Below are 25,274 nucleotides of genomic sequence, written 5' to 3'. Positions count from 1 at the left end.
ATATGGCGCGTTATAAAGCGACGATTGCTTATGATGGCAGCGGCTTTAATGGCTATCAGATTCAGCCGAACGGTCGGACGGTTCAGGCTGAGATAGAAAAGGCACTGCAAAAGATGCACAAAGGTGAGCATGTGCGAATAACGGCTTCGGGACGGACTGACACGGGTGTACATGCAAAAGGGCAGGTGATCCATTTTGATTCACCGCTTGCAATTGAGCCTGCGAATTATCGCCAAGCCTTGCAAGTCATGACGCCACTTGATATCAGCTTTTTGACGTTGGAGCGGGTTTCAGATGATTTTCATGCCCGTTTCCAGACCAAGTCAAAGGAGTATCGCTATGTGGTGAAGAGAAGCGAGGTATTTGATCCGTTTAGTCGCCATTTTGCGTTGCATTATCCTCATCCCTTAGATCTTGAAAAAATGCGGGCAGGGGCAGAGGTGCTTATTGGTGAGCATGACTTTTCCAGTTTTTGCTCCGCGAAAACAGAACGAGAAAATAAAATCCGAACCATTTATGAGATTGAAATTATGGAAATAGATCATGAAACAATTGTTTTACGATATAAAGGAAATGGTTTTTTATATAACATGGTAAGAATTCTTACAGGTTCACTGCTGGACGTTGGGAATAATAAAATATCCGTTTCAGAACTTAAAAAGGCACTAGAAGCACGAGAACGAACGGCGTTAAGCAGCAAAACAGTCGCACCACAAGGACTGTATTTGTGGAAAGTTGCATATGAAACAAGAGAGACAATGTAAAATGTCTCTCTTTTTTTTGATAAAAAAACAGTTAATTAAATTGTTTTTTAGATTTGGACAAAAAATTGCCATAAATTCAATTTGTAGGTCATTTCTCTAAGAAAATAGTTGAAAAAAGAGAGATATTTGTGCATATTAAAATTCGGTTAAGCTATTTTTGTACTTTAATAAAAGAAAATTGTTTTTCGTTTCGCAAGGAGGGATTTTAGTAAGAAGATTCATTTGATAAACTAATAGACATATAAATAGATAAGACAATTTAATAGGAATTTTGACAAAATCAGGTGCATTATTGGAGGGATGAGGGTGCCGAAAATCGCCAAAAAAGATAAGCTTGAAAGACTTGCGTACAACTATATCAAAGAAAAAATTCTTAGTGGCGAATACTTACCAGGAGAAAAGGTCGTTGAAGCACGACTGTCGGAAGAACTCAATATGAGCAGAACGCCGATTCGTAAAGCTATCAATCAGTTATGTCATGCTAATTACTTAATTTATAAGCCGAATAAAGGTAATTTTGTCAGCGGACATGACATTGGCTTACCAGAATATATTTCGCGTCTACGATTGATGGAACTGCTTTCGATTTATTCGGTTGAGAAAATTTTTGCATTAAAAGAGCATCATGAAGAGCTTCTGCTGATGTATGCGGAGAAATTGGCACTGGAAGGACCTGAAAAATTTGATCTGGAAGAATTTTTCCTTTTTGTCATTGAACGTTCAGGAAATCATTACTTTAACCAGTTGAGCAGGTCGGTTTGGATGGATTTTGAGGAAAAAGCGACGGATGAGGTCAGAGTTTTACTCAATTCTAAAAATCCATTGATCTATGAGAAGGCCATGTTTATCTTAAAACAATTTTCTTGTGGAAGCTGTGCGGATACAAAAGAAGCAATAAAAGAGTTGATTCGCTTTATGATACTTGAGGCATTCTGAAGAGCAAATGGGAGGAATGAAAGATGGAAACGATGGGAATAATGACAGAGAATGAAGTTTTTACATATTTTCAAAAACAGGATAATTTCAGTAAATTTTGTCATGTAGTTGAATTGCAAAAAGAGGATAAATTTCCAGAACTCAGCAGTACGGAATATATTTATTTTATTGAGCATGGCTTGGTTTGCTATCAATATGAGGGTGGATCAAAAACAATTATTCCGGCTTTTCTCTGGGACGGTGACATGATTAGTCCGTTTCGACAAAAAGCGCTTTCGGGTTTTAGCTTATATTTTTATGCGCTGAAAGATACGAAAATGTGGCGGATTCAGAAGAAAGAAGCTGAACGTTATTTGCGCAGATCCAACTGGCTGAATCGACTTTATCATAATGAGTATTCACAGGAGCGGGAAGTGATACAAAATTTGTATCATCGTGGTTTTTACAGTGCTGAAAAGCTGGTAATTGCTTGCTTATATCAACTGGCCTCGCGCTACTGCGATGAGGATGCGTCGGAATGGGTTTTGCCGAATGAAATTACGCAGGCGCTTTTTGCTAATTATGTGGGCATCAGTCGCGAGCATTTAAGTGGGATTATTACTGAGCTGTTGGAAGGCGGGCAAATCCATACAGAGCAGAAAGCGTGGAAGGTGTTAGATGCTAACAAGACAAGAAATATCTATGCTTCTTTAGCGGAAATCAATTTGTAGAACATCGTGTTGCGCAACTTTTCGCCAGATGATTCGTGTAGAGATATTTTTGAAAAACGCATTGACTTTTAGCGTCAAAAATTGTATTATGGACTATGGTATTGTTTACCCCACAATAAGCCCCGGAAGGTTGTTGTGTTGAATAAAACAATAGTAAATTTATTTAGTAGGGTTTCGGAACAAGGAACGGTTCCGGGCGCTGAAATTTTTTTAAAAGATTTTAGGAGGGTAACTCATGCGTACAACTTATATGGCGAAACCAGGCGAAGTAGAACGTAAATGGTACGTGATCGACGCTGAAGGTGTTTCACTAGGTCGTTTGTCCAGCGAAGTAGCATCTATTCTTCGTGGTAAAACGAAACCACAATTTACTCCACATGTAGATACTGGAGACTTTGTAATCGTAATTAATGCTGGTAAGGTAGGTCTTACTGGTAAAAAAGCAACTGACAAAATCTATTACCGTCACTCGCAATATCCAGGCGGTTTGAAAACTCGTACTGCAGGCGAAATGCGTACAAACAATCCTGAGAAATTAATCGAGCTATCTGTTAAAGGTATGCTTCCAAAGAATTCTCTTGGACGTGATCAATTCAAAAAACTTCACGTATATGCTGGCGCTGAACATGAACATGCAGCACAAAAACCAGAAGTATACGAACTACGCGGTTAATTTATAAAAGGAGGAAATCTAAGTGGCTCAAGTACAATATTACGGAACAGGTCGTCGTAAAAGCTCTGTAGCACGTGTACGTCTAGTACCAGGCGACGGCAAAGTAGTTATTAATAATAGAGACTGGGAAGATTACATCCCATTCGCAGCACTTCGCGAAGTAATCAAACAACCATTAGTTGCAACTGAAACACTAGGCAACTATGATGTATTAGTAAACGTACATGGTGGTGGCTACACAGGTCAAGCCGGAGCAATCCGTCACGGCGTAGCACGCGCACTTTTACAAGTGTCTCCTGAGTACCGTCCAGCACTTAAATCTGCTGGCCTACTTACTCGTGACCCTCGTATGAAAGAACGTAAAAAATACGGTCTTAAAGCAGCTCGTCGCGCACCACAATTCTCAAAACGTTAATAAAATGTTTAAAACCTCTCTCCAAATCTGGAGAGAGGTTTTTTTGTTATCCATCCGAGTCTTTCCTAATAAGCGGCTGCTCATTGGGAAACTTCATAAATGAAAAAGACTTATTTGTGTGCGCTTTTTTTCTTAAGCTGTCGGTCAATAATGATTTCACCGCAGATGACGGCGGCAAGAACGCCTATTATTAGAAATAGAATATAGCTGATTGGATTTTCTCCTTCTGGTGGGATTAAGAAGAAAACAGCGCTAAAAGCGAAAAAGATAAATTGAATGAGCGCAAACATTGTTCCCACCCAAGGCTTGCCGGGAATTTTAAAAGGGCGATTGATATCGGGATCCATTTTCCGCAGCTTTATATATGCGAACGAAAGCACGATATAAGGCAGAAAGAAAATAATGGATGTAAATGACAGCAATGTCCAAAATAGGCTTGCGTTGCTTGTTGAAATGAATCCATAGAAAAGTAGTAGAGCGGTGGAGGAGAGGCCGAGTAGAATTGCAGGGCCGACGGGTGCATAGGCGCGATTTGTTTTGGCAAAGATTTTTGGTAGTTCGCCCTCTAGACCTGCTTCTAAAGTTGCTTTATTGCCAGCAAGTGACCAGCTGAAAATATATCCTAGCAAAGCTACAAAGGAGATGAGACCAACGATTGTCACGGAGACATTGCCAAAAATTTTACCAAAGGCTTCAAATAGGCCGGAATCAGGATCAATTTCGGCGGCGGGCATAATAATCAGCATTGCAACTGCCGAAATAATGTATAAAATGATTGTTGTAATACCACTTGAAAAAACGGCTTTAGGAACATCGCGACTTGGATTTTTCATTTCACCTGCTGATACGCTGATAAGGTCATAGCCAGTAAGTGCGTAAACATATACAGGAACCAAGGCTAGAAAGCTCAAATCGAATGTTGGAATAATTGTTGACCATGAAAAGATCGTTTGGGAACCTTTCGTGATCAAAACATAGATAGCTCCAGCAATAAGAGCTAGACAGGCGACTAGTTTGCAAACGGTACTAATTGTAGAGAGCCACTTGGAATTTTTAAGATCGATGCAGTTGAATCCGACAACAATCCAGGTACAAATGACACAAAAGAGTACCATCTCCCATACGCTTAAATCAGGGAAGAAGAGTAATTGCAGAGCAGAGCCCATTACAACAAGTGTGTAGGGGACAAATCCAGCTACATTGATCCAGTACCACCAAGTTGTGCGAGCTGCCCAGCGATCGCCGAATGCCCGTTTTATCCAAACATAAATGCCTCCTTGGTCGGGATAAGTTGCACCTAACTCTGCGCAGATTAGGCCGTGTGATAAAAAGAAGGTGGCGCCTAATACGATGAAACAAAAAATTAGTGAGGGTCCCATTGAAGCCTGGGAAGCAATCAATTCAAGCGAGAACACAGCGGCAAATGAAAGTGAAACAATGTCAATAAATCCTAGCTTTTTCATTTGGTCCATGATTATCAGCTCCCTTAGTAGTTTAAATTTTCATCTAGAAAAGTACGAATTGAGCTGTCAAACTGTTGCTTGGTAAGATTGGCTGGGCGTTTAAGTAACGGATATAAAAACCAAGCTAACAAGCCGCGCTGAATATGGAGCCGATTTTCAGCCTCTTGAAAAACGAGGGACCGAGTTGGATGATCTAGCACTTCACTAGTAATTTCAACATCGCGGTTTGCGGGCAAGCAGTGCAGGGCTTTGCAGGTATCGGGAGCTAGTTCTAGTAGTCCCATATTCAATTGGTAGTCGGGTGAAAAAGCGGCCAAGCGTTCTTCTGTTTCGTCCTCATAGCCATAGTAATACCAAACATCTGGAACAATAAAATCCGCATGTCGAACCGCTTCAAAAACATCTTCTGTGATTGTCAAGTGACCGCCAGTTTCTTGCATTTTTGCTTCTATTTTTTGAATTTCTTCCGGGCTCATGGAGTATTTTTTTGGTGAGGCGATGGTATAATCTAGCCCTAAAGAAGCGCAAAGATGGGCATGCTCATGCGCCATAATGCCATTTTCACCAGAATCTCCAATAAATACGATTTTGAGATCATCAAGTTTTTTTCCTTCGGGCATATGTTCAATCATGGTTAAAAGATCGGCGAGCCCTTGAGTAGGGTGGATGTAGTAGGTCATGGCATTAAAGACGGGCACTGAGGAGTACTTGGCGACTTGCAGCACAGTTTCGTGATCCTCCGTGCGAATCATAATTCCGTCACACATGCTGGAAATGACTTTTGCCGTATCTTGTATGGCTTCGTGTGAGCCGAAATGGATCTCGCCGGGTTTTAAATATAGGGCATGGCCGCCGAGCTCAGTCATGGCTGTTTCAAAAGATATTCGTGTACGTGTTGAGGGTTCTTCAAAAATCATGGCTAAGGAGGCGCCGTCTAAAAGTTTGGGTACGGCATTTTGGGAAGCGGCTTGCTTTAATAATTGGGAGACCTCTAAAATATTAAGAATTTCTTCTTTAGAAAGGTCATAGTTGTCCAGAAAATGCCTAGCAGATGCGTGCGTGTGATGTGAAAGTTTCATTGAAAATCTTCCTTTCTGAAATGGATTGTTAGAATGTTGATTGCTGAATTTTTTAAGCGGTAGTATAATTTTTGTGAAAGGCGGAGATGACATGGTGCAAAAAGATCATTTTCTCGAGATAGCGAATCGGAAACTACCAGAATTAAATGAATCGGATAAAAGAATTTTTTACTATGTGCTTAAGAATATTGAACGTGTTAAGAGCATGAGCATTCGTCAATTGGCCGCTGAATGCTATGTGTCTTCTTCTACGATTTTCCGTTTTGTCAAAAAATTGCAATTTGATGGCTATAGCGACTTTGTGAACAGTCTGTCAATGTCAGATAAAACGAAAGCGTTACCAAAAGTGATTCAGCAACTTGATTATAAGGGTGAGTATTTAAAGAATATTACTGAATCGATTCGGGTTTCGAGTGAAGAAAACATGAAAGCAGTTAATCGATTGTTGGATAAAAATCCGACCATTTACTTAATAGGTGAAGCATTAGATTTGCAGGCATTGTATTACGTCAACTGGTTGTTTTCCGCCTATCATTTTCAAACCGTGCTATTGTCACAAGCGATTTGTCCTAAAAATGCTGTTTTGCATATGAGGGACGAGGATGTGTTGTTTGCTTTTGCATACTCTGGAAAAGATCCGCTAGTTGTAGAAGTGATCGAGCAGGTGCGAAAAAATAGTTTGGCAAAAGTCGTGACATTCACGCGTGCAGACAATAACCTCATTCAGAATCTTTGCGATATCGACTTTTATATTTTCACGGATGAGACCCATCTTGATGAGCAGGATATCACTTCCAGAGTTTCAATGATCGCCATTACGGAATTGATCCTTTATTTACGAACGGCAGAAAATTGAAATGTTTCATAGAGAGCGCTTTCTATAAAGTAAAATTAGCACCAATTTTCACGAGCGTCTATACTTTTTAAACACAATGTACCACTGGAACAAGAATAGAGAAGTGTTCCGCAAACTGAAACAATTTTGGAACACCCCGAAATAAGCAGCTGGAACATAAGCTGGTTGTGACGGGATGCATGAAAAATAAACGAACCTAAAATCGAGCAAGTGTCCATTCAAAAAATGGCTTTCTTTTGCTTGATTTTAGGTTCGTTTCATTAGGCTTCAACCTTTTGATTTTAAGAATGACTAAAAATTTCACAAGTATGGGAATTTAACTTGCGGGCGCTTTTTTATTCATTCAGTTTCAAAAAACGCTGGGCGGCGATGGAGCTTGCGCCTTGTAGGATCGCTTGCTTGGCGAGGGTCGAAGGCTGGATCGTGATGGAGGCTGTTAAGAAGGAAGTCAGATTTTCTTTTACCAGCGGGATCATGGTTGGGAGCGCGTCGACAAGGCGGCTGTTGATGTAAATGATTTCCGGGTTGAAGGTGTTGCTGACATTGTTGATCGCGATGGCTAGATATTTGGCGGTCTGGTCGACTAGTGCTTTCGTTTCGGAGTCGCCAGTCAGAAAGGCGGCTTTTACATCGGCAATTGTTGGAGTGGTGATACCTTTTAGCCGACCGAATTCTTCCAGGACCGCTTTTTCTGAGCAGTATTGTTCGAGACAGCCATGATTGCCGCAGGGACAGGGGCGGCCGTCTGGGAATAGGATCATGTGGCCAATTTCGCCGCTGTAGCCGTTTTTGCCGCTATGCAGTTTGCCGTCTAGTAGGATGCCAGCGCCAACGCCTGAATGGATGCTGATGGAGACGAGGTCGCGTTTGGAGCGGTCTTGGGCGAATTCGGCAATGGCGGACAGGTTGGCTTCGTTTTCTAGGTAGACGGGGACGCCTAGCTTCTGGGTCAATATCTCGGCCATATCGAGGTTCGCCAAATCATAGTAGGGCGTGAAAAGGATCTGCTGGTGCAGCACGGTGCCGTGGATGGCAATCGCCACACTGCTGATGCCGTAATGGGTCTCTGGGGCGCGGGACTGATAATCTTGGAACAGCCGCTCGACTTCTGCCAGAATGGTTTGGCGGTTCACGTGATAATTTTCACGGTGCGTTTCGTGAATGGTTTCGCCGTCTAGGTACATCAGGGCGCTCGATAGGTAGTTGTAGCCTAGGTCGATCGCGACGGTCAGCGCGGCTTTTTGGTCGAATTGCAGCAGGATCGGACGTCTGCCGCCTGCTTCGGTGCTACTTCCAATGCCGGTTTCGTTGATCAGTTTGCGCGCCAGCAAGACACGCACGATTTCTGAAACGGTGCCTTTGTTCAGTCCGGTTTCCTTGGCGAGATCAGCGCGGGAAAGTGGGCCGTTTTGAATGATTGTATGTAAAATAATTCGCTCGTTTTGTTCACGAATGGCGTATTTGTCCGTGTATTGCATGGAATGACCTCTTTTCTTAAGTCCAACTGTAAACGTTTCTTTTATTTTAGCTGGATTGGTGGGGTTTGTCCATTCGTCCTTGTGAAAGCGTTTGACAAATTCTCACCGATGCTTTATGATGTTTTTTGATAGTTAGTCCATCGTACGAACTAACTTAAAAATAAGCGTTCAAAATTTAAAGGAGGCCATATCATGCGTTATTTTCCAAATGTAGAGAAGGTTCGGTTTGAGGGAACGGGGAGTGATAATCCGTTTGCGTTTCGCCACTATAATCCTGATGAGGTGGTGCTTGGCAAGACAATGAAGGAGCATCTGCGTTTTGCGGTGGCTTATTGGCACACGCTGACACAGGACGGTTCTGATCCATTCGGCCAGGCGACGAATATTCGGACGTGGCTGGCGGATGATCCGATGCAGACGGCGCGGAATCGGGTGGAGGCGGGCTTTGAATTTTTCACGAAGCTGGATGTGCCTTACTACTGCTTCCATGATGTGGATATTGCGCCGGAGGGGGAGACGCTGCGGGAGACGTTCCAAAATCAGGATGAAATCGTAGCCCTTTTGAAGGGGAAAATGGACGAGACGGGTGTGAAGCTACTTTGGAATACGGCCAACATGTTCACGAATCCTCGTTTTGTACACGGTGCCGCTTCGACGAGCAATGCCGACGTGTTCGCCTACGCGGCCGCGCAGGTCAAAAAAGCGCTGGAAGTCGGGAAAGAGCTTGGCGCGGAAAACTATGTGTTCTGGGGCGGCCGGGAAGGGTATGAGTCGCTGCTCAATACGGATATGAAGCTGGAGCAGGACAACATGGCGCGGTTCTTCCATATGGCGGTCGATTATGCGAAGGAGATTGGCTTTGATGCCCAGTTTTTGATTGAGCCGAAGCCGAAAGAACCATCCAAACACCAGTATGATTTTGATGCGGCGACTACGATGGCCTTTTTGCAGAAATATGACTTGGCGGATCACTTTAAACTGAATCTGGAAGCCAATCATGCGACGCTTGCCGGGCATACCTTTGAGCATGAATTAAATGTGGCGCGCTGCTACGGGGCACTCGGTTCGATCGATGCGAATCAAGGGGATCTGCTTTTGGGCTGGGATACGGATGAGTTCCCGACGGATTTGTCTGCTGTGACGCTGGCGATGTATCAGATCCTTGAAAATGGCGGCATCGGGCGCGGCGGGGTCAATTTTGACGCGAAGGTTCGGCGGGGGTCATTTGAGATGGACGACCTGTTCCTGGCGCATATTGCTGGGATGGATACATTTGCGCGTGGGCTGAAGGTGGCGGCTCGTTTGAAGGAAGACGGTTTTTTTGATAAGCTGATTGCGGATCGCTATGACAGTTTTAACGCGGGGATTGGCGCGGAGATTGTGGCTGGCAAAATGGACTTTCATCAACTGGCTGCATATGCGGTGCGTCATGATCAGATTCAAAATAAGTCGAGTCATTTGGAAATGGTGAAAGCGCGGCTGAATGAATATCTTTATTAAAGGAGCGGCTGAGAGTGAAATATATTGTGGGAATCGATCTGGGGACGAGTGCGCTGAAAGCCCTGCTTGTTGCGGAAGATGGAACGATTTGTGCTGAAAGTTCGGCGGCTTATCCGCTTTATCAGGAACGGGCTGGCTTTAGTGAGCAGAATCCGGAAGACTGGTATAGGGCACTCGAGGATGTGATGCGGGTGATGGCGGCGCGGCCGGAAAGCAAGGACATTGTGGGCATTAGTTTTTCAGGGCAGATGCACAGTCTGGTGCTGCTTGATCAGGCGGGACAGGTGGTGCGGCCGGCGATTTTATGGAATGATGTGCGGACGACGGCTGAGTGTGAACAAATCACGGAGGCACTTGGCGAGCGGCTGCTTGAAATTACGAAAAATCGGGCTTTGGAGGGCTTCACGTTGCCGAAATTGCTTTGGGTGCGTGAGAATGAGCCGGAAAACTGGGCGCGGGCAGTTCGTTTTTTACTACCGAAGGACTATCTGGGGTTCCGGATGACGGGCCAGCAGCAGATGGATTTTTCGGATGCGGCCGGAACGCTGCTGCTTGATTTGGCACGGCGGGAATGGAGTGCTGAAATGCTGGAGCGCTTCGACTTGCCGGTCACACTTTGTCCGAGGCTTGTGGCGTCAACGGATAGAATTGGGACTGTTTTGCCTGAGCTGGCGGCTGAATGGGGGCTTCCAGAGGGAATCGCAGTCTTTGCTGGCGGGGCTGACAATGCGTGCGCGGCTGTTGGAGCGGGCATTTTGGCTGAAGGCAGTGCCATGCTGAGTATCGGGACTTCCGGTGTGTTTTTAACGGTTGCTAAATGTGCTGAACAGGCTTATCAAGGCAAGCTGCATCTGTTTGCCCATGCGGCGGCAGACCGGTTCTACGCGATGGGCGTCACGCTTGCGGCTGGTCACAGTTTATCTTGGTTCAAAGAGCAGTTTGCCAAAGAATCAACCTATGAGGAACTGCTTGCCGATACGAGTGAGCTGGCTCCAGGGTCAGATGGGCTGCTTTTTGCGCCATACATCATGGGTGAGCGGACGCCATATCCAGACAGCCAGATTCGCGGCAGTTTTATTGGCATTGATGGTCGTCATACACGTCGCCATTTTGCGAAGGCGGTGCTGGAAGGGATCACGTTTTCGTTGCGGGATTCGATGGCATTAATGGAGCAGCACACGGATGCCCATTTTTCGGAAATCATTTCGGTCGGTGGCGGGGCTAAAAATTCGGACTGGCTGCAAATGCAAGCGGATATTTTTAATGTGCCAATTCGGACGCTAAAAAGTGAGCAGGGTCCTGCAATGGGGGCGGCGATGATTGCGGCTGTTGGCGCTGGGCTATATGAAACTTTGGAAGAGGCGGCGGAACGGTTGGTTGCCTACGCAGAGGTCTACACGCCTAATGCGGCGGCCGTGCAAGAATATCAGCGAGTTTATGCGCTTTATCGGCAAATTTATCCTGCCACCCGCGCGCTATCCCATCAATTGAGGAAATAAAAGAAAGCCTGATTGGCAGTTTGGCGCTGCTTGTCAGGCTTTTCTCGTGTTTAGATTTTCCGTTTGCGCCGCTGGACGATTAGCAAGGTGGTGCCCAATAGAAGCAGGGCAATCCCGATAACCAAAATGCTGGTGGGGATTTCCTGATCGCCAGTTTTAGGCATTTTTTGATCCGCTTTGTCAGCCGTGACGGAAATAGATTTCTCTGGCTGGGCGCTGGCATCAGCTGGTTGCTGGCTATGGTCAGATTCCTTTTCAGGCTGTGGTGTCGGGGCTGGCGTTGGCTGCACATCGGGAACTGGCTTAGGGGCAGGTGGCTGATTGGCTTCTTCTTTTAGCTTGGCAAGAGTGGCTTCATGCTGTGCCAGTAAGTCGAGGTTTCCGACGTAGCCGCGTAGGGTGCTGTCTAGCTGGTCAGCGGCTTTTCGAGCGGAAAGGATCGCTGCTTCATCAGAAAGTTGGATTTTTGCAGGGATCGCGGCAATTAGCTGTTCGACGGCTTTCGCACGATCAGTCTTTAGAATGGCGTAGGAATCAAATGGAGTTGCTTCGCCGCTATTTTTGGCATCATAGGTGTAGGCCTTAAATGTAAATCGATCTTGTGTGAAGGAAATACCGGCAAACATTTGCAGCAGGGGCTGGGCGTACTTGGCTGGATAAACTTTTGCTGCGGCAATTCGGTCAGCGGATTTTGGCTGGTAAAATTTATAGCCGCTTGTATTGATGATATGGTAGCTTTGGCCGCCGGGGTCAACATCTGTTTCAATGCCGTTTTCCGAAATCGTTTGAATCTGGCTGTCGTCCGCTTTCTCAGTGCCGTTCATTTGCTCGGAACGGAAGTAGACGTGGTCATGGCCTTGCAGCACTACATCAATGCCTAATTCGTCAAAAGTTGGTGCCAGTTGTGCCCGCAGGTCCTTGATTTCCGCGTCTTCCATGTGGCTGGCGACAGAATAGATGCCTTTATGGAACGCAACGACCAGCCATTTGGCTCCATTTGCACGGGCGGCTTTGGCATCTTGTTTCAGCCAAGCTAGCTGGTTCGCATCAAGCGGCCGCGGATCCTGATCATTCGTATTTAAAATCATGAAATGAGCCGGACCGTAATCGAAGGAATAGTAGACACCCTTGTTCAAATGGTTCGCATTCGGCTGCTTTTCAAGCATGAAATGTTGTCGGAACGTATTGTTATATGCATCATGATTGCCAGCAGCGGCTGCGATGGTCGTATTGCTGAGCAGATTTTGCGAGGTGCTGAAAAGCCAGTTCCATTCATTTTTGCTGGAGGATGTGTTCACTAAGTCGCCGGTTTGCAAAATAAATTTGGCTTCTGGATATAAGGAAAAGCCTTTGTTGAGGGTGGCGTCTGTCCAGGTGTATTCTTCCTCGGAGCTGCCTTGTGAGTCGGTGACGTAAAGAAAGTCAAAGGAGTTGGTGCCGCGTGCCTGTGTGGTGAACTTGGCTGGCTCGCTCCACACATTTTGGCTCTTGTCGCCCACACGGTAAAAGTAGGTGGTGCCGGGTTCTAGATACTTGGCGGCCACCTGATGGGAAAAGCCGCCGATCGCGGGATCATTTGCTTCCATTTGACCGGAAACGGTTTGTGCCTGGCTGAAATCAGGCGTGTTGCCCACCGCTTTCACATATTCCAAATCAGAACGGGCTTCGGTTTCGGTGTGCCAAGAAAAGCCTTTCTGGGTAAAAGTGTCCCCGTAAAACGTGACGGCAATTTTTTTCGGTACGATATTGGTTTCTTGTTCGGGGGCGTCGGTCGTGTAGGCGGATAAGCCAGCATCGAAAGTCAGATCTGAGCTCGAGCCTTTTTGCTGAAAGACTGCCACGGCCAAGGTGTTTGTGCCGTTTTTGAGTAACCCGTCAGCAAGCGGAATATGAAAACTTTCATATTCAGCGGCATCCGGTCCCAGTTCTCCAGAATAATCCGTGAAATTGATTGTGCCTTCTGCCAGCCGAACGCGCTTGATTTCCTGGCCGTTCAAGTAAATAACCGCACTGTCATCTGCTTTCAGCTTCAAGCTTAGCCGTTTATAAGTGTCTGCATGTGTCGTATCAAACTGGGTTCTGAAAAAAGAAACGGGATATTTTTTCTGCGCATCTTCTCCGTATGAGAGGGTCGTGTTGATGCCAACTTGCGCATTTTTGGGGTTATAGCCGAACGCGCCTTTACCAGATTTCCACGTGGTATCGTCAAAATTCGCGCTGTTCCAACCATCACCCGGATATGTACCTGTGTCTAAGTATTTCCAAGTGCTTTCGGTTGCAAGAAGTGTCGTACCGCTTTCTTCTGCCTGAACGTGATGGGGAATAAAAAATTGAAGCGACTGAACGAGAAGCAAACATGCGAGCCACAACAGCCCGACTTTTTTCCAATTCACAAAATCACTCTCCCTATTTTTAACATCAGATTCAGTGTAAACAAAAGTTGTTAAGGAATAATCGAGTTTTTGTATAAAATAAGTGAAAATATGGTAAAAAACTTTGTTATACTAACAGAAGGAGGTGTGAAAAATGAGTGTAAAATTACGTGAACTGTTGCAGCTGCCCTCGCTTCGTGATGCCAAAGTTGTTGCCGGCTTTGGCGGATTGGAAAAACAGGTTTCCTCGATTTCTGTCCTAGAGCATACGGATGTCGAGGCGCTAGAAGATGGTTTGTTTGAAAATGATGAATTTTATGGCAGTGAGATCGTCATTTCCGGTCTTATCAATGTGAAGGATAATCTGGACGCGCAGTGTGATATGATTCGCAGGCTGCACAAGGTGGGGGAAATCGGTCTGATTTTATACTACGTGGGTGTTTTTGTGCCCCGGGTAGACACGCGGCTGGTGCAACTTGCAAATGAGCTGGATTTTACACTGATTATCATGCCGGAAAATGAAACCACACTTCGGTACAGCGAGGTGATTTATGAAGTGGTCGAGGCGATTGTGAAGCAGGAAATGAGCGAGACCCATTTTGCGACAGGCTTGCTGGAACAGATTTCGGCGGTACCGGTCAATCAGCGGAATGTCGACACGATGCTGAAAATACTGACCGACCGGACGCGCGCCTCTGCACTCTTGACTGATCAAAGTGGGCAGATCATCAATGCGGTCACCTGGCCGCGGATTAGCACGCTCGATGTACAGAAGCAGATTGACTTGACGGTGGACGAAGAGATTCATCAGTCTAGCGAGATCTGGTCGACTAGGCGGGTGATCACGCAGGACGGCATCCCCACCATGCAGCTCTATCTGATCAAGGAAAAGAAACCTTTGACGGAAGAAATGGCCCAGCAAATGTGGGAAGTGGTGCAGGTTTTCATGAATCTATGGGGGCGCAACTACGAGGAAATCAGCACCGCCGAGCTTGTGAAGGCCATTATGAATGATGAAAGTGTGAAAATGCGCCGCTTAGCCAAAATTCTAGGAGTGGATGTGGCACGGATTTCCAATATGTGGCTGGTCGAGGCGAAAAGTCCCGTACACAAAACGGACGTGTTGAAGCTGCTTCGACTGGAGGTTGCCCGCCGTTTTCAAGTGTCACTGGTGGATATGTATGAGGCGTTTATCGTCGTGCTTCTTGATGCAGGCGGCAAGCAGGAAGATTTTGACAGTCTGGCAGAATATTTCTATGCAGAAACGCAGGCGAGAAATATTGAAGCGACGATCGTGCAATGTCTGGGAATGGAAAATACGACAGATGTGCAGGAGGCCTACACGACAGTTGACAGTTACCTGACGCAGGCGAAAAAAGTGTACCCTGACAAGCAGCTCTATACCTTGCAGCGGATCGAATTTGCCGCCCATTGCTACGAGGTGATCAGCAGCGGCGAGCTGGCCATTATCGAGCATTTAAAACCGCTCGCCCCACTTTTAAAGGAACGGAAGGCGAATCAGGACTTGCTTGAAACCTTGGCTGTTTTTTTGCTGGATGCCGAAATGAATTATCCGCTGACGGCCAAAAAACTATTTTTACATGCCAACACCATCAAATATCGGATTTCGCGGATCAATGAACTGCTCCCTTATCCGGTTTCCAAAATGCCAGAAAGCTATCATTATTACCGGGCTATTGCGATTTGGCGCTTGCTCGAGCAAATGGAACAGCGCGACTGATTGGGCAAAAAGGCAGACAGAAGGATGATTTTTGTTTATTTTAACAAGAATTGTCCTTTTTATTTTGCTATTCTGCTAATTACAACAAAGAAGCCTTTTTTATATAATAGACCCATTACAAAAAACAAGGGGGCTTTTAAATGGCGGAAGTAAAAAAAGAACAAGCACAGTCGTGGGCAAGTCTGGCATTTGTATGGACCGGTGCGATGATTTGCGTTCCCAGCTTATTGATCGGCGGGACACTTATTGCAGGAATGCCGCTGTGGGAGGCGCTTTTGACAGCCTTTATCGGCTATGGCATCATTGTCGTTTTTATGATTTATCAAGGCATGCAGAGCAGTGATTTGCAGCGTCCAACCGTTAAAGTGGCATCACAAGTTTTTGGCGAACAAGGCTCGAAAAAAATTATTTCAATCATTCTGGCCATTTCCTGCCTCGGCTGGTTTGGCATTCAAGCCAATGTCTGCGGCGTGGCCTTTTCTCAGTTTTTGGCATTATATGGCATTGATTTTCCAGTGTGGCTGTCATCGCTCGTTTGGGGCGTGATCATGCTTCTTTCAGCAATTTATGGAATAAAAATTCTTAATATTTTAAATTACGTGGCTGTTCCGATTTTACTACTGGTGTGTATTTACGCGCTGATTGTCTCGCTCCGAGATGGCGGGCTGCAGCAAGTCGCAGCATATCGACCGGAAACACCGCTGCCATTCCTCACAGGGCTGTCTGTCACGATTGGGTCATTTGCGCTTGGGGCAGTGATAGCGGGCGACTATTCGCAGTACACAAAAAGTAGAGCCGGCGTTGTAAAAGCAGCCATTCTGGGCATTTTGCCATCCGGTGTATTGATGATTGCAGTGGGCGCGATTCTGACAGTTACCGCCGGAACAGCCGACATCACCAGCGTCTTTACCAAACTCGGCCTGCCAGTCCTAGGCGTGATTGCACTGATTCTGGCAACATGGACGACCAATGCAGTCAATGCCTTCTCAGGTGGAATTGCGATCGTCAACGTTTTCAATATTTCCCAAGAGAAAGAAAAATTAGCCGTCGCGATTGCTGGTGGAGCGGGTACCCTACTTGCGGTCATTGGCATCTTAAATCATTTTGTGCCCATTATGTCGGTTCTTTCGGCCATGGTACCACCTGTAGCCGGCGTCATGATCGCTTCTTACTGGCTCGTCCAAAAAGGCGATCCGTCAAAGTGGCATGAAACGCGAGGCATCAATTGGCTGGGTGTTCTTTCCTGGCTGATCGGTGCGGTCATTGCCTGCGTCCCAGTTATCATGAGCTTTTTCCCGAACCTGCCACAGCTGCCAAATCAGCCGCTAATCGGGATCGTTCTGGCACTGGCGATTTATTTGATCGGCCGTAAAATGACGGACAGAAGCAAGACGAAGCGATTTAATGAAGATTACTAAAGTAGATGGGGGATTATCATGCGTTACTTAGATGAACAAGCAATTGAAAATATAGCCGTTGGAGCCGCTTTTTTAGGCACTGGCGGAGGGGGCGACCCGTATATCGGCAAGATGATGGCTTTATCGGCTATCAAGGAACACGGCCCCGTACAGCTTCTATCAACAGATGAAATCGACGAGGATGACTTTTTCATTCCGGCAGCCATGATGGGGGCACCAAGCGTTCTAGTAGAAAAATTTCCAAAAGGCGACGAATTCGTACGCGTCTTTCAAAAACTCGGGCGCTATCTAGGAAAAGAAGTCAAAGGAACATTTCCCATGGAGGCGGGCGGTGTCAATTCGATGATTCCAATCGTCGTAGCCGCTCAGCTGGGACTTCCGCTAATCGATTGTGACGGAATGGGCCGCGCCTTCCCAGAATTGCAAATGGTCACGTTCCACTTAAACGGCATTTCCTCCACACCAATGGCCATCACGGATGAAAAAGGCAACATCGGCATCATGGAAACGATCGACAATCGGTGGACAGAACGGCTGGCGCGTGTGGCAACCGTTGAAATGGGCGCCAGCAGCCTGGTCAGCATTTATCCATGCACCGGCAAAGAACTGCAAACAGCAAGCGTGCGCAACATTGTGACACTTTCTGAAAAAATCGGTCAGATCATCCGCTCGAATGAACAGGACGATGCGGCCAATGCGGCCAAGCTGGGAGACTTATTGGCAGCCACAAATGGGCATCATCTTTTTAGCGGGAAAATTGTCGACGTGGAACGCGGCACGACGGGCGGCTTCAACCGTGGTTGCGTGACGATCGACGGATTGGGCGAAACTGCCGACGAGCAGGTGCAGGTTTTCTTCCAAAATGAAAATTTAATTGCCAAAAAGAATGGACAGCCAATCGCACTCACACCAGATCTGATTTGCCTCGTCGATCTGGAGACGCTAACCCCAGTGACAACAGAAGGCTTGAAATATGGCAAACGTGTCCGAGTGCTCGCCCTGCCGTGTGATCCACAGTGGCGCACAGCGAAAGGCTTGGAAACCGTTGGGCCGCATTATTTTGGCTATGATTTGGAATATGTACCAGTTGAAGAACTTGTGCAAAAGGAGGCGCGTTAAATGTATAAAATCGGTATAGATGTCGGCGGTACCAACACAGATGCCGTTATCCTAGATGAAAAATTGAATTTGATTCACAGTGTCAAGCATCCAACCAGCGAGGACATCGAAAGCGGGATTCGCGCTGCCCTGCATAAAGTCCTGGCTGAATCCGCCATTGACAAAGCGGCTGTCACACACGCCATGCTAGGCACAACCCAATGCACAAATGCCATTGTCGAGCGGAAAAAGCTGGCCCAAGTAGGCGTCATCCGGCTGGGCTATCCGGCGACAGCTTCCGTTCTGCCCTATACAGCATGGCCGGAAGATATGGTAGCAGCACTGTCCGGTCAGTATGAGCTGGCACATGGCGGCTTTGAATACGACGGCAGCCACCTTTCGACTTTTTCAGAAGCAGAAATTCGTTCCCTTTTAGAGAAGTGGGCAGGCCACGTCGAATCGGTCGCAGTTGTGGGAGTTTTCTCCTCCTTAAAAAATGAACAGGAGTATCGCGTCAAGGAGCTGGCCGAAGAAGTTCTTGGCGATCAAGTCCCCGTTTCGATTTCTTCCACCATCGGATCAGTCGGCTTGATCGAGCGGGAAAATGCCACGATTCTAAATGCCGCCCTTTTCAAAGTCATGGCAGCCACGAGCAATGGTTTTGAAAAGGCACTTGCAGAAGAAGGCATCACAAAAGCAGACGTCTATCTCTGCCAAAATGACGGCACCCTGATGTCGCTCGACTATGCCCGCGAGTTCCCAATTCTGACCATCGCTTGCGGCCCGACCAACAGCATTCGCGGTGCCTCCTATCTGGCAGGCCTCGAAAACGCGGTCGTCCTGGATGTCGGCGGCACAACCTCCGATATTGGCGTTCTGACAGGCGGTTTCCCGCGCGAATCTTCTCTCGCTGTGGATGTTGGCGGCGTTCGCACCAATTTCCGCATGCCAGACATCATCTCAATCGGTCTTGGCGGTGGCAGTATCGTGCGCGAACAGGGCGGGGAAATGACAATCGGGCCTGACAGTGTCGGCTATCTGATTTCAGAAAAAGCGCTCGTTTTTGGCGGCGATACACTGACCACAACGGATATTGCCGTCCGGCTGGGGCACGCCCAAATTGGGGATCCCGAGAAAGTGGCCCATATCGACCAGTCTTTTGCCGAAAAAGCGTACCAAAAAATCGCAGCCATGACAGAAGAAGCCATCGATAAAATGAAAACAAGCGCGGAGGATGTCACACTCGTTCTAGTAGGCGGTGGAAGCGTCATTATTCCAGCCGAGTTAAAGGGCGTGGCAGAAATCATCCGCAATGAAAATGGCGCAGTAGCCAATGCCATCGGAGCCTCCATCTCCCAAATCAGCGGTCAATACGAACAGATTTATATTTATTCACAGAAACCACGCGACGAAGCTTTGCGCGACGCTGAAATGAAAGCGCGCAGGCAAGCCATTCTTGCCGGTGCAATCGAGCGGACAATCGAAGTGGTGGAAGTAGAAGAAATCCCATTAGCGTATCATCCAGATAATGCCACACGTCTACGAGTAAAAGTAGTAGGTAATTTAGTTTAAAAGAATCCAGTATTCACCGCCGCATGCCCATCCAGCGATCGGCGCGGCGGTACACTGACTTTTATCAAAATGAGGGTCGCCTTTTCTGTGCTTATATGCTAATATAAACATATACACTTTGAAAAGGGACGTGAAAATAATGAGCGGACACGATCATCATCATGAGCACGGGCATTCTCACAGTCATACACATAACGCCAATAAGAAATCACTATTCATCAGTTTTTTACTGATTGCTTCTTTCATGGTTGCAGAAATTATCGGAGGAATCATGACGAACAGCCTTGCGCTGCTATCCGATGCAGGTCACATGTTCAGCGATGCCGTTGCGCTGGGACTAAGCTTGTTGGCTTTTAAATTTGGTGAAAAAGCGGCGAATGATGATAAAACTTACGGTTATAAGCGATTTGAAATTTTAGCCGCTTTCCTAAACGGACTGGCACTGATCATCATCTCTTTGTACATTTTCTATGAAGCCTATCATCGCTTTTTCGCACCACCCGCAGTGATTGGCAGCGGCATGATGACGATTTCTGTATTGGGATTAATCGTCAATATTCTTGTCGCATGGATTTTAATGCGAGGGGACACAAGCGGCAATCTCAACATGCGTAGCGCCTTTCTCCATGTCATCGGCGACCTGCTCGGCTCGGTTGGGGCGATTATTGCCGCACTGCTGATCATCTTTTTCGGTTGGAATATTGCCGACCCGATTGCCAGTGTCATTGTTTCGGCTTTAATTCTTGTCAGCGGATTCCGCGTGCTGAGAGAATCAGTTCATGTACTAATGGAAGGAAAACCAGCCAGCCTTGATGTCGGAGCAATCCGGAAATATTTTCTTTCACTTTCAGGTGTAGAGTCCGTCCACGATCTGCACGTCTGGTCCATCACCTCTGATTTTCAGGCACTGACTGCCCATATCCAAGTCGAAGAAAAAGTCGATCGTGATGCTTTGCTAGAAGAAATAGAGCATTATCTAGCCGACCATTATCATTTAGGCCATGTGACCATTCAGATGGAGCGTCATGCACATCACCATCATTGCAATTAATAGAATCAAGAATTATAAAAGAACCAAAACCCAGCATTTCTGCCATGAGTTCTGGTTCTTTTTTATAAGAAAAATAATCCGGTAGCTAAAAGAGCAGCCACAAGTATACCCGGCACAAGATTGGCCACACGAATTTTTGTTAACCCGAGCAGATTTAGCCCGATTGCCAAAATCATAATTCCGCCAGCCGAAGTAATCTCAGTAATCATGGCAGTCATCAAAGCATCCGGAACCAAGCGATCGATCTGTGTAGCAAATAAAGCAATCGCCCCTTCATAAAGAAACACCGGAATAGCCGAAAGCGCCACCCCAAAACCAAGCGTCGTGCTCAAAAGCAGTGCCACGAAACCATCCATGACCGCTTTTGTCAAAAGGACCTCATGATTGCCACGAATCCCACTGTCGAGCGCCCCAATAATGCCCATTGCCCCAATGACGAAAATTAATGTAGCCGTCACGAACCCTTGTGAAACACTGCTTTCTGAGCGGCCGCCAATTTTGCGCTCCACCCAGTGCCCTAGCTGATTTAACTTTTCTTCCAATTGCCAAAATTCACCCAATGCCGCGCCAATACAGATACTCAAAATCATCACCAAAGAGTTTTGCGTTTCAAAAGCCATCTGTACGCCTAAAACGGACACACACAGCCCCATCCCTTTCATCAATGTATCTTTGGCACGCTCGGGAATTTTATGAAGCCGCATCCCTAAAAGCGCCCCCACCAAAATACCAATTCCGTTGACCAAAGCGCCAAATAAAATCATAAATATTCAACTCCCTGCCACTAGTATACACGAAAAATGTTTTAGCTAAAACCAGACAGGGTAAATAAACCACTGGCGCAGCCTAGAGGCAACCGTTCACATCGTTAGAAGAGAATGCTCAAGGTGCAATTCCTTGTTGCGTCATTTTGAATAAGTCGACCCGACTCCTTGGAAAAATCCGGACAAGCCGACACGCCATTGCCGCACAATGAAAATCCCACAATGCGTTCTAGAAATGGAAAGCAAATAAAAAGCTTAGAAACAAGGCTGTGACGCTAAGCCATTTGTTTCTAAGCTTCTTTTATTCCTTAAAAGTTTCGATTAGTGCTTCTTCCATCTCATAGAGTGTATCATTCGTTTCATCTAATGAAAAACCGCGATCAAGGGCAAAAATCATGATCGCATCCCGTTTGTTTTTCGCATAGAGCTTCGGATATTCCGTCATTGCTAGCAATTTGTCCGTTTCTTCAGCATTCAAGCGAAAGCCGAAAGCAAGTGCGATGGCGCGGTCTCTGGAAGGTCTCCGTACACCGCTGAAAATTTGATAGCCATAAGTTTCATGAAGCCGTGCAGCACGAATCACGCTTGCTTTGGTTACCTTTTTTTCGGCCAGAAGCTCCTTCAGATAGCTCACCAGTTCATTCGCTTGAAACTCTGCTTCATTTTCCGATAAAACCGTTTTGAGGTCGGTTGCATTTTTCAGTTCATTTAATAATTCACTCGTTTTCTTTGCGTCGCTCATGCAAACTCTCTCCTTTTCCCATCATTCCAATAAATTATAGCACAACCTACTATCTTACTTTTATGCAGCATGCTATAATTTTAAGAAAAAGAAGGAGCAGAAGTATGGGAAATTTAACGGTAGCATTTCTAGAAGATCAATATCAAATCCTCGACATCTTGAGTGATAATGAGAAAAAAGTCGAGCTGGTCAAGAATAAATTGACCGGCCAATTTGCCGTTAAAAAGCACCTCCCGCTGAATTATCTGCCCATTTTAGAAAAAATCAAGCAGATTTCCAGTCAATATCTGCCCAAGATCGAAGTAATCTGCCAAACAGACACCGATCTAATCGTCTATGAAGAATTTATTCATGGCACGGACCTGGCCAAAGAGTTGACGAGTGTTGGCCCATTCCCCGAAAGCCGCGTGCTTAAAGTCATGACCATGCTGACAGCCGCTCTAGGGGAACTCCATGATCAGGGCATTATCCATCGCGACATCAAGCCGTCCAATATCATGATTTCCGCAGATGGCATATTAAAGTTGATCGACTTTGACGCATCCAGAAAGTATCAGGCTCAAAAAGAACGAGACACCATCAATCTAGGCACAATCGGTTATGCGGCCCCAGAACAATTCGGCTTTGCACAAACAGACATGCGTTCAGACGTCTACAGTTGCGGCATCGTCATGTGGGAAATGCTGACAGGCCAGTCGCTCATCGATTCCGAAGCCGCCAACACACCACTCAAAAAAATAGCCTTTAAAGCGGCCGCCTTTGATCCTGCCCAGCGTTACCAAACAATCACCCAGCTACAAATGGCACTAGCCGAGCAAACCACCCGTCCCCCAGTGAGACAGCCAAAAACACCACCAGCCAAAGCTACCACAATAGCAGAAGCTGAACCCAACCGCTTGTGGTATCAACACATTCCAGGCTTCCGAACAATGAAACCATGGAAAATCATTCCAGCCAGTTTGTTTTATGCAGTGGTCATATTTTACATCAGCGGTTGTATAGTAGAAATTTTTACAAAAGGTCCGATAGGCATAATAACCTTACTTGATTTTGTGATTTTACTGCTGCCGTTTTATATTATTTTGACGAATATCGGGCACGTCTGGCAAAAGTTCCCACTATTAAAATCATCGAATCTACTGCTAAAAATAACGGGTATATTCCTATATGCATTACTAACCTTTATCCTATTTGGCATATGGGCCATGTTTACGAAATAAAGTCTTATGCAGCGAGCATAGGACTTTTTTTATGCAGATATGTTCTAATAAAGCTACCAACAAAAAGGAGAGAAGGAAATGAAAAAATTTAAAAACATATTTCTACTGTTTGCAGCTTTAATGACAGTATTCTCACTTGCAGCATGCGGTAGCAGTACAGAAGATGATAGCAGTAAAAAAGAAACAGCCAAAGCCGAGAAAAAAGAAAAAAATCCAACCAAATTAGGCGACTATCAAGTGGAACTTGTCAGTGGCGAATTATCTCAAAGCTATGATGGTAAAAATACATTGACCGTCGTCAGCAAATTTACTAATAATAGTGATAAAGCCATTTCTTATATGGCTGCCGTTACACAAAAAGCTTTCCAAAATGGCGTGGAACTGGAAACAACTTTGGGTGAAAATATGGACTTAGGAAATAGCGACAAAGATGTCCAACCAGGCGCAAGCATTGACGTAACCACACTTTACCTTTTACAAGATACAGAAAATCCAGTAGATGTAGAAGCATCAGAATTAGTCAGCCTAGATGATGCCAAAGTCAGCAAAACATTTGAACTTAAATAAGTAATACCAGGGATGATAGATAGAAGAAAAATCGTGCAGAGCAGATCTGTGCGATTTTTTTTATTCATAAAAGAAAGCGCCCAAGCAATCCCTTTCCTACTACTCAACTGAACATGTTATACTAGAAAACGATTGCAATACAAAAAGGGAGTGTCAAAAATGCTGAATGAACAACAGCTCAGCCGCCTGATTTACCGTTTAGTCGACCCAACACTTGAAGTCACACTGGAAGAAACAGAAGGGATTATCGCCATCCAAGTTTTACCGCCGGACAAGGCCTTCATCCATCTAGCATTGGCAGATCCAGAATATCAAACGGAAGCCTTCACCAAAAATCTAAAAGAAATGGTAGGCGAATTCGGTTTTCAGCATATCGAATTAGAGCTTAGTTATTTGCCGCAGGAAGTAATTGACCGCATCGAACACCTGCATGACAACATCCTATCAGAAAATAAAGAAACAACATTCATCGCAATCGCCAGTGGAAAAGGCGGTGTCGGCAAATCCACAGTAGCAGCCAATCTAGCGGTCGCCTTAGCTAAACAGGGCCAAAACGTCGGCCTGCTCGATGCAGATATCTACGGTTTCAGCATCCCATTTCTATTAGGACTGACGGAACCGCCCCAAAAAGCAGGCGGCCGAATCATCCCGGCAAGTGCGCACGGCATCAAAACCATCTCCATGGACTATTTCATCGGTCAAGACGAGCCCGTCATCTGGCGCGGCCCCATGCTAGGCAAAATGATCAAAATGTTCCTTGAAGAAGTCGATTGGGGCGACCTGGACTACCTCCTCATCGACCTGCCCCCAGGAACCGGAGATGTAGCCCTGGATATGCATGCCCTTCTGCCAAGCTGCCACGAAATCATCGTCACGACACCCCACCAAGCAGCCGCCCAGGTTGCCCTGCGAGCCGGCTATATGGCCCGCAAAAACGGTCACCCACTCCTAGGCGTCATTGAAAACATGGCCTATTTGCCAATCCACGGCGAGCGGTTAGAAATATTCGGCACCGGCGGCGGTCGAACAGTTGCCGATAAATTAGCCATCCCGTTGATCGCCCAACTTGAAATTGCTCAGCCCAACCAAAACGCCCCCCATTTTGTCGACGCGATCTATCAAGACGATGAACCACTAGGAAAAGCCTATAGAAAGCTAGCTGAAAATTTAACGGAGCGATTCAGTGTGTAGTAAGAAAGCATGTAAGAGATTTTTTTTGTAATAATTATGCAAATAAGCAGTTGTGCCAAAAAACGTGTGTTATCAAGGGATGTCATTAAAATAAAAGTTGAAAAGAACGCAACATGAAAATAATTTCTGAAAAACTTTTAAAAACCTATTGACGAATGCATAAAA

Annotated in this window: 22 protein-coding genes; 16 read left to right on the top strand and 6 right to left on the bottom strand. The window is 46.0% G+C overall.

Annotated elements, in window-relative coordinates:
* Positions 1–2: 2 nt before the first annotated feature.
* From truA to rpsI, 5 genes are all read left to right on the top strand, one after another.
* Entirely contained in the window at positions 3–764 is a 762-nt protein-coding gene (gene truA / locus CS921_RS08425; RefSeq protein WP_099222876.1) for a tRNA pseudouridine(38-40) synthase TruA, read from the top strand.
* A 306-nt stretch (positions 765–1,070) separates the two neighbouring features.
* Positions 1,071–1,700, top strand: coding sequence for a GntR family transcriptional regulator (locus CS921_RS08420; protein WP_162921726.1), 630 nt, complete (start codon positions 1,071–1,073; stop codon positions 1,698–1,700).
* Positions 1,701–1,723: 23 nt separating this feature from the next.
* A complete protein-coding gene (locus tag CS921_RS08415; protein ID WP_099222872.1) occupies positions 1,724–2,410 on the top strand; it encodes a Crp/Fnr family transcriptional regulator in 687 nt (228 codons plus the stop codon).
* A gap of 235 nt (positions 2,411–2,645) precedes the next feature.
* Positions 2,646–3,083, top strand: a complete 438-nt coding sequence (rplM, locus tag CS921_RS08410; protein ID WP_099222870.1) for a 50S ribosomal protein L13 — start codon at positions 2,646–2,648, stop codon at positions 3,081–3,083.
* A 22-nt stretch (positions 3,084–3,105) separates the two neighbouring features.
* The gene (gene rpsI / locus CS921_RS08405) at positions 3,106–3,498 is read left to right on the top strand and encodes a 30S ribosomal protein S9 (RefSeq protein WP_099222868.1); all 393 of its coding nucleotides are present in this window, start codon (positions 3,106–3,108) and stop codon (positions 3,496–3,498) included.
* A 110-nt stretch (positions 3,499–3,608) separates the two neighbouring features.
* On the opposite strand, the gene CS921_RS08400 is transcribed toward rpsI, so the two are convergent.
* Together CS921_RS08400 and argF are read right to left on the bottom strand one after the other, a co-directional pair.
* The gene (locus CS921_RS08400) at positions 3,609–4,970 is read right to left on the bottom strand and encodes an APC family permease (protein ID WP_099222866.1); all 1,362 of its coding nucleotides are present in this window, start codon (positions 4,968–4,970) and stop codon (positions 3,609–3,611) included.
* Positions 4,971–4,984: 14 nt separating this feature from the next.
* A complete protein-coding gene (gene argF / locus CS921_RS08395; RefSeq protein WP_099222864.1) occupies positions 4,985–6,040 on the bottom strand; it encodes an ornithine carbamoyltransferase in 1,056 nt (351 codons plus the stop codon).
* A gap of 91 nt (positions 6,041–6,131) precedes the next feature.
* Here argF and CS921_RS08390 point away from each other — a divergent pair, with 91 nt between their 5' ends.
* Positions 6,132–6,896 carry a MurR/RpiR family transcriptional regulator gene (locus CS921_RS08390; RefSeq protein ID WP_099222862.1) on the top strand — a complete coding sequence of 255 codons (765 nt, stop codon included), beginning with the start codon at positions 6,132–6,134 and terminating at the stop codon, positions 6,894–6,896.
* 335 nt (positions 6,897–7,231) lie between these two features.
* Here CS921_RS08390 and CS921_RS08385 read toward each other — a convergent pair whose 3' ends face one another.
* Entirely contained in the window at positions 7,232–8,374 is a 1,143-nt protein-coding gene (locus CS921_RS08385; protein WP_099222860.1) for an ROK family protein, read from the bottom strand.
* 192 nt (positions 8,375–8,566) lie between these two features.
* On the opposite strand from CS921_RS08385, the gene xylA reads away from it, so the two are divergent.
* Complete coding sequence (xylA, locus tag CS921_RS08380; protein ID WP_099222858.1) at positions 8,567–9,874, top strand: xylose isomerase; 1,308 nt, start codon at positions 8,567–8,569, stop codon at positions 9,872–9,874.
* A gap of 14 nt (positions 9,875–9,888) precedes the next feature.
* Positions 9,889–11,373, top strand: a complete 1,485-nt coding sequence (gene xylB, locus CS921_RS08375; protein WP_099222856.1) for a xylulokinase — start codon at positions 9,889–9,891, stop codon at positions 11,371–11,373.
* A gap of 50 nt (positions 11,374–11,423) precedes the next feature.
* Here the strand turns inward: xylB and CS921_RS08370 are convergent, their stop codons facing one another.
* Positions 11,424–13,766: a purple acid phosphatase family protein gene (locus CS921_RS08370; protein WP_099222854.1), complete on the bottom strand. Its 2,343-nt coding sequence runs from the start codon at positions 13,764–13,766 to the stop codon at positions 11,424–11,426.
* Between the two features lie 133 nt (positions 13,767–13,899).
* On the opposite strand from CS921_RS08370, the gene CS921_RS08365 reads away from it, so the two are divergent.
* The 5 genes from CS921_RS08365 (at position 13,900) to CS921_RS08345 (ending at position 20,625) form a co-directional block, all read left to right on the top strand.
* On the top strand, positions 13,900–15,486 hold the full coding sequence (locus tag CS921_RS08365; RefSeq protein ID WP_099222852.1) for a PucR family transcriptional regulator: 1,587 nt from the start codon (positions 13,900–13,902) through the stop codon (positions 15,484–15,486).
* 140 nt (positions 15,487–15,626) lie between these two features.
* Positions 15,627–16,904, top strand: a complete 1,278-nt coding sequence (locus CS921_RS08360) for a cytosine permease (protein ID WP_099222850.1) — start codon at positions 15,627–15,629, stop codon at positions 16,902–16,904.
* An 18-nt stretch (positions 16,905–16,922) separates the two neighbouring features.
* Entirely contained in the window at positions 16,923–18,023 is a 1,101-nt protein-coding gene (locus CS921_RS08355; RefSeq protein ID WP_099222848.1) for a DUF917 domain-containing protein, read from the top strand.
* The gene (locus CS921_RS08350) at positions 18,024–19,574 is read left to right on the top strand and encodes a hydantoinase/oxoprolinase N-terminal domain-containing protein (protein ID WP_099222846.1); all 1,551 of its coding nucleotides are present in this window, start codon (positions 18,024–18,026) and stop codon (positions 19,572–19,574) included.
* A gap of 139 nt (positions 19,575–19,713) precedes the next feature.
* Positions 19,714–20,625 (top strand): cation diffusion facilitator family transporter, encoded by a 912-nt coding sequence (locus CS921_RS08345; RefSeq protein ID WP_099222844.1) that lies wholly within the window; start codon positions 19,714–19,716, stop codon positions 20,623–20,625.
* Between the two features lie 62 nt (positions 20,626–20,687).
* Here CS921_RS08345 and CS921_RS08340 read toward each other — a convergent pair whose 3' ends face one another.
* Both CS921_RS08340 and CS921_RS08335 read right to left on the bottom strand, forming a co-directional pair.
* Entirely contained in the window at positions 20,688–21,389 is a 702-nt protein-coding gene (locus CS921_RS08340; RefSeq protein WP_099222842.1) for a DUF554 domain-containing protein, read from the bottom strand.
* A gap of 301 nt (positions 21,390–21,690) precedes the next feature.
* Positions 21,691–22,131 (bottom strand): hypothetical protein, encoded by a 441-nt coding sequence (locus CS921_RS08335; RefSeq protein ID WP_099222840.1) that lies wholly within the window; start codon positions 22,129–22,131, stop codon positions 21,691–21,693.
* A gap of 104 nt (positions 22,132–22,235) precedes the next feature.
* On the opposite strand from CS921_RS08335, the gene CS921_RS08330 reads away from it, so the two are divergent.
* The 3 genes from CS921_RS08330 to CS921_RS08320 all read left to right on the top strand — a co-directional run bounded on the left by CS921_RS08330 (position 22,236) and on the right by CS921_RS08320 (position 25,109).
* On the top strand, positions 22,236–23,351 hold the full coding sequence (locus tag CS921_RS08330) for a serine/threonine protein kinase (protein WP_162921725.1): 1,116 nt from the start codon (positions 22,236–22,238) through the stop codon (positions 23,349–23,351).
* 78 nt (positions 23,352–23,429) lie between these two features.
* Positions 23,430–23,918 carry a DUF5067 domain-containing protein gene (locus tag CS921_RS08325; protein WP_099222838.1) on the top strand — a complete coding sequence of 163 codons (489 nt, stop codon included), beginning with the start codon at positions 23,430–23,432 and terminating at the stop codon, positions 23,916–23,918.
* Between the two features lie 159 nt (positions 23,919–24,077).
* A complete protein-coding gene (locus tag CS921_RS08320; protein WP_099222837.1) occupies positions 24,078–25,109 on the top strand; it encodes an Mrp/NBP35 family ATP-binding protein in 1,032 nt (343 codons plus the stop codon).
* Positions 25,110–25,274: the final 165 nt, after the last annotated feature.

The sequence above is a fragment of the Listeria costaricensis genome (genome assembly GCF_900183385.1).
GTDB classification, from domain to species: domain Bacteria; phylum Bacillota; class Bacilli; order Lactobacillales; family Listeriaceae; genus Listeria; species Listeria costaricensis.
This window is presented reverse-complemented; position numbering and strand designations above follow the sequence as displayed.

What these genes read in the sequence shown, in the direction of transcription:
- truA (WP_099222876.1), top strand. Translation starts at nt 3, where the DNA reads ATGGCGCGTTATAAAGCGACGATTGCTTATGATGGCAGCGGCTTTAAT.
- CS921_RS08415 (WP_099222872.1), top strand. Translation starts at nt 1,724, where the DNA reads ATGGAAACGATGGGAATAATGACAGAGAATGAAGTTTTTACATATTTT.
- rplM (WP_099222870.1), top strand. Translation starts at nt 2,646, where the DNA reads ATGCGTACAACTTATATGGCGAAACCAGGCGAAGTAGAACGTAAATGG.
- CS921_RS08400 (WP_099222866.1), bottom strand. Translation starts at nt 4,970, where the DNA reads ATGGACCAAATGAAAAAGCTAGGATTTATTGACATTGTTTCACTTTCA.
- argF (WP_099222864.1), bottom strand. Translation starts at nt 6,040, where the DNA reads ATGAAACTTTCACATCACACGCACGCATCTGCTAGGCATTTTCTGGAC.
- CS921_RS08390 (WP_099222862.1), top strand. Translation starts at nt 6,132, where the DNA reads ATGGTGCAAAAAGATCATTTTCTCGAGATAGCGAATCGGAAACTACCA.
- CS921_RS08385 (WP_099222860.1), bottom strand. Translation starts at nt 8,374, where the DNA reads ATGCAATACACGGACAAATACGCCATTCGTGAACAAAACGAGCGAATT.
- xylA (WP_099222858.1), top strand. Translation starts at nt 8,567, where the DNA reads ATGCGTTATTTTCCAAATGTAGAGAAGGTTCGGTTTGAGGGAACGGGG.
- CS921_RS08365 (WP_099222852.1), top strand. Translation starts at nt 13,900, where the DNA reads ATGAGTGTAAAATTACGTGAACTGTTGCAGCTGCCCTCGCTTCGTGAT.
- CS921_RS08360 (WP_099222850.1), top strand. Translation starts at nt 15,627, where the DNA reads ATGGCGGAAGTAAAAAAAGAACAAGCACAGTCGTGGGCAAGTCTGGCA.
- CS921_RS08355 (WP_099222848.1), top strand. Translation starts at nt 16,923, where the DNA reads ATGCGTTACTTAGATGAACAAGCAATTGAAAATATAGCCGTTGGAGCC.
- CS921_RS08350 (WP_099222846.1), top strand. Translation starts at nt 18,024, where the DNA reads ATGTATAAAATCGGTATAGATGTCGGCGGTACCAACACAGATGCCGTT.
- CS921_RS08345 (WP_099222844.1), top strand. Translation starts at nt 19,714, where the DNA reads ATGAGCGGACACGATCATCATCATGAGCACGGGCATTCTCACAGTCAT.
- CS921_RS08340 (WP_099222842.1), bottom strand. Translation starts at nt 21,389, where the DNA reads ATGATTTTATTTGGCGCTTTGGTCAACGGAATTGGTATTTTGGTGGGG.
- CS921_RS08335 (WP_099222840.1), bottom strand. Translation starts at nt 22,131, where the DNA reads ATGAGCGACGCAAAGAAAACGAGTGAATTATTAAATGAACTGAAAAAT.
- CS921_RS08330 (WP_162921725.1), top strand. Translation starts at nt 22,236, where the DNA reads ATGGGAAATTTAACGGTAGCATTTCTAGAAGATCAATATCAAATCCTC.
- CS921_RS08325 (WP_099222838.1), top strand. Translation starts at nt 23,430, where the DNA reads ATGAAAAAATTTAAAAACATATTTCTACTGTTTGCAGCTTTAATGACA.
- CS921_RS08320 (WP_099222837.1), top strand. Translation starts at nt 24,078, where the DNA reads ATGCTGAATGAACAACAGCTCAGCCGCCTGATTTACCGTTTAGTCGAC.